At 43.3% G+C, this 3,861-nt stretch carries 5 protein-coding genes; all 5 read right to left on the bottom strand.

Features of this window, described 5'->3' with window-relative positions; all coding sequences use genetic code 11:
• Positions 1-289: 289 nt before the first annotated feature.
• Positions 290-544, bottom strand: coding sequence for a PspC domain-containing protein (locus ACW12G_RS00110; RefSeq protein ID WP_048699929.1), 255 nt, complete (start codon positions 542-544; stop codon positions 290-292).
• 57 nt (positions 545-601) lie between these two features.
• Positions 602-1,942: a DUF4097 family beta strand repeat-containing protein gene (locus ACW12G_RS00105; RefSeq protein ID WP_455647010.1), complete on the bottom strand. Its 1,341-nt coding sequence runs from the start codon at positions 1,940-1,942 to the stop codon at positions 602-604.
• Entirely contained in the window at positions 1,942-2,289 is a 348-nt protein-coding gene (locus ACW12G_RS00100) for a PadR family transcriptional regulator (RefSeq protein WP_009999995.1), read from the bottom strand. Before ACW12G_RS00100 ends, ACW12G_RS00105 begins: the two co-directional genes overlap by 1 nt.
• A gap of 109 nt (positions 2,290-2,398) precedes the next feature.
• Positions 2,399-3,145, bottom strand: coding sequence for a helix-turn-helix transcriptional regulator (locus ACW12G_RS00095; RefSeq protein ID WP_455647009.1), 747 nt, complete (start codon positions 3,143-3,145; stop codon positions 2,399-2,401).
• Between the two features lie 89 nt (positions 3,146-3,234).
• The coding region (locus ACW12G_RS00090; protein WP_455647008.1) for an aminotransferase class I/II-fold pyridoxal phosphate-dependent enzyme at positions 3,235-3,861 on the bottom strand (627 nt) is incomplete at its 5' end.

Raw genomic sequence — 3,861 nt, 5'->3', positions numbered from 1 at the left:
GGTGTGCGTTTGATTCGCTTAGAAGATGGTGCCAAAGTGGCAACCTTAGCAAAGGTTGAACACGAAACAACGGAAGATGTTTCACGTGAAACAGAAGAAGTGATTGAACAAACGACGCAAATCGTTGAACAATTAACGGATGATTTAGAAGATTAATCAAGCATTATCCAGACATACAAAAAGCCCGCTGATGATCATCAGCGGGCTTTTTGTGCGCTATAAACAGTGTTTATGCGCTTGTTAACGGGATACTAAATGATACGAGACAATGACCGTTTACACACACCAATTAGTCATCATCTGGGGTAATGTCACGCCGTGCCCCTGTTTCATAAGTATGATAAGTGGTTTGCCGTGGTCCATCGGGGATGATAATCCAAGCCAAAAGATAGAAAATAATGCCTGGAAAGGCCATCAGAGAGATGATCACGTAAATAATACGGGTGAGGGTGACATCCCAACCGAAATATTCGGCAATCCCACCTAGAACGCCGCCAAGAATGCGGTTTGAACGAGAACGTGTTAAATGCTTCTTTTTTGACATGATAGGTCTCCTTTTATTGAATGAAAAATTGTACGATGACAGTGATAATGTGCAGCATTAGTAGACTTTGATGGTACCTAAATCCACTGAGGCCGCGATGGTAAATTCTGGCATTTGACCAGTAAACCCACGCTTCGTCTGCGGCGTATTGTGGTTAAAATGCATATCAGGTCGGTTAGGCATGGCCACACTGCCTGATTGTGACGAGAGATCGAAATAGTAATCTTGCGTGTCAGGCACCGTTAGACGAATGTCACTGCTGAGGGCTTGTAATTGCAAGTCGTGCGTGAGTGTCTGAACTTTGAGGCGCAAAGTACCAGATGTCGTGTTAAATTGCCCACCACCGATAAAATGATCAACTTTAATTGTGCCAGACGTTGCGTTGATTTGACTGTGTGGTAACGTGACATGGTCAAGTTGGATGCGACCAGCTTGATTGGTCATCTTAGCGTGCGCAATTGTGATATCTCGGCCGCTGACATCACTGGCTTTGAAATCCCAATTGGCTTCGTGAACTTGAAGGTGCTTGATGTGAAAGCTACCTGCCGTCAGAGTCAAATTAAAGGTTTTCAGGGTGAGATTTTTTGCGGTCACTTGACCGGCGTGATTTGTAACCGTCAGATGACCATCGGAAAAGTTTTGTGGTAAACCGATATTCACATGGACTTTTACTTGAAAAAGTCGTGGTGTATCACCTTGGGTAACCACCACTTGATCCTGCGTTTCGGATACTGATGCAAAATAGCGTTGATTATCGCGACTGAAAAATTCATCAATGGTTACGAGATCCGTCTTATCGTTACGATAAAAATTTAAGGTAGCGTTTTTATAATTCAAAACGAGTGCTTGATCGGTAACGGGCAGCTGAATACTATGATGTGCCGCAGTCCAATGTGGCGAGTTTGTTGATGCCTGTTCGGTAAAGGTTGCGGTATCGTCAGTGGTATCAAAGGCGTAGAATTTACGACCAACCCGTGCACCAGCGCGGTCGACATGCAGCCAATCGCCAAATTGTACTTTATTATTTTTACCATCAAGGATAATATCGTCACCTAAGCGGACACCTTGACCATTAATGTGTAGATTACCAAGGCGCAAGCCATCATCTGACAAATCAAAGAAGCGGGCTGTCGTATCTTGGGTTGTCTCATCATCAGACGCAGTTTGTTGGGTATGTGAATCACTCATGTCTTGTAAAATAGCATTAATATCCCCTAACTGCGCAAAGGTGTCATCGAGTGCTTCTTCATGTGATTTGTCTTGTTGGGCAAAATCTTGATAGGCATCCAGCAAATCAGCCACGAGTTCTTCTTTAAATTCAGTAAGTTGCGGATTAGGCGTATATTTTGAAAAAATAACGTCTAGGCGAGTACGTATCGCAAGTTCAATTGAAGTCATTATTTGTCTCCTTCTGCAATCGTGCCAGTGATGAGCTGGCTAATCACATCTTTTGCAAATTGCCAGTCAACAATCGCTTGTTGGAGGTGTTGTTGGCCAGTAGCAGTAATTTTATAGTATTTCCGGCGAGCCCCTTGGGTTTCATCGCCCCAATAACTGGTGATATCACCACTTTTTTCTAAACGCCGAAAAGCCGTGTATAAAGTTGCTTCGTTCAGTTCATATTGTTGCTGGCTGAGTAAGCGAACTGATTTGGCGACTTGATAACCATAAGAATCCTGCTGTTGGAGAATATTGAGAATCATGGTATCAATGTGACCACGAATAAGGTCTTTAGAAATTGACATCTTATTGTCCTCCACTTAATCTTGAGTTCATTATAGGAAAAATTACTGTGTTTGTCAAAGTAATTTGTCAAGCAGAGTAAAAAAGACAACCAAGCAATGGTTGTCTTTTTTAACTTAAGGTATGCCACATGGCGAGTGGCTGGCTTGTCAAAGCACGTAACCGTTTTTGATAATCAGTTAAGGATTCAGGCTTTTTTTGGCTCATCCAAACCGAGATAAAGCCAGTTAAGGTTTCGATGTAGTATTCCGTACCCAGGACATCTTGAGCCGCCCGTGGTTGATATTTAATCAAAAGGGACTTATATTTGGCTTTCAAGAATTGTACCCACACCCCACGAATATAGGGCCGTGTATATAAGATATGGAGAACTTTGTGTTCTTGATAAAGTAAGGGCGTCATATCATTGATAAAAACCGTTAAAATATCAGGTTCAACGGCTAACCGCGACTCGATTTTGGTTTTAATATTATCATCGACAGCATTAATAGTGGCATAAGCTAAATCATCGAACGTTGGGAAATAAGCCATGACGCGTTCAATGGATAGGCCAGCCAATTGGGCAATGGTTGCCATTGTCGGGATTTTATCAGCACTCGCGCGCGTACTTTTAATGAAGGCGGCTAAAATGAGTTGTTCGTCATCGAGATCTTGACTGTTTTGGTCGCTGGGCATAAAAAAATTCAGCGGTAAATGAAACGTTTCAATGATGGTGAGCATCATTTCAGCGGTAGGATGGCTTTTAGCCCGTTCCCAGTTGGAAACGGATTGATAGGAAATAAACAGTTTGTCAGCAAATGTTTGTTGGGTCAAGCCAAGTGATTTTCGTAGCGCTTTAATTTGGTTACCAATCGCCATTATTTTTCCTCAAATTTTATCTTTTAAATGATGCAGGGCGTGTACTAAACACGTTCATCATACACTAACTGGTTTAAAAAACCTAGTCGTCAATCGATTAATGTTGCCATTACGGCCTGTAGACGTTGCTTTAATAGGGTATCATCCGCGGGGAGTTGCGAATAGCTTAAACGGACATGGTTACTGTGACGACCAAATAAGAAATCTGGGAAAACCAGCAGTTGCTGATCGAGAAATACTTGATAATCAGCGCGGGTCATTGTCGATTTGGTTAAAATATGAAGCCACAGTGTATTGCCTAAAGTCGGGATTTGATAAGCCAATTGGCCTTGTGCCACAAAGGGTGCGAGCAGGCGTAACAGCCGTTGACGCGCATGCGCTAATTGATGTTGCTGCTGGGCGACCAAGTCGGCTAAGTTGGGTTGGCTCAAGAGTTGGGTTGCCAGATACTGGGAAAAAATACTGATGCCGGATTCCATTTCTTGGCGAATTTCTGATAAGCGCGTAACGATGGCCGGTGGGGCAATCAACCAACCAATTCGGGTGTCAGCACCACTAAACTCAGAAAGGGAACCGATATAGATCACATTATTGGGGTCCAATTGTTTAAGCGTGGGGATACTTTGCTGACTAAGCGCGAGTGTGAAGCCAAAAGGATCGTCTTCAACAATGGGTAAATTGAGTTGCCGGCACCGCGCAATCAGGGCGTGCCGTTC

The organism is Leuconostoc sp. (genome assembly GCF_965300815.1).
This window is presented reverse-complemented; position numbering and strand designations above follow the sequence as displayed.

Excerpts from the sequence above, each read along its gene's own strand:
- ACW12G_RS00095 (WP_455647009.1), bottom strand. The coding sequence starts at position 3,145 with ATGGCGATTGGTAACCAAATTAAAGCGCTACGAAAATCACTTGGCTTG.
- ACW12G_RS00100 (WP_009999995.1), bottom strand. The coding sequence starts at position 2,289 with ATGTCAATTTCTAAAGACCTTATTCGTGGTCACATTGATACCATGATT.
- ACW12G_RS00110 (WP_048699929.1), bottom strand. The coding sequence starts at position 544 with ATGTCAAAAAAGAAGCATTTAACACGTTCTCGTTCAAACCGCATTCTT.
- ACW12G_RS00105 (WP_455647010.1), bottom strand. The coding sequence starts at position 1,942 with ATGACTTCAATTGAACTTGCGATACGTACTCGCCTAGACGTTATTTTT.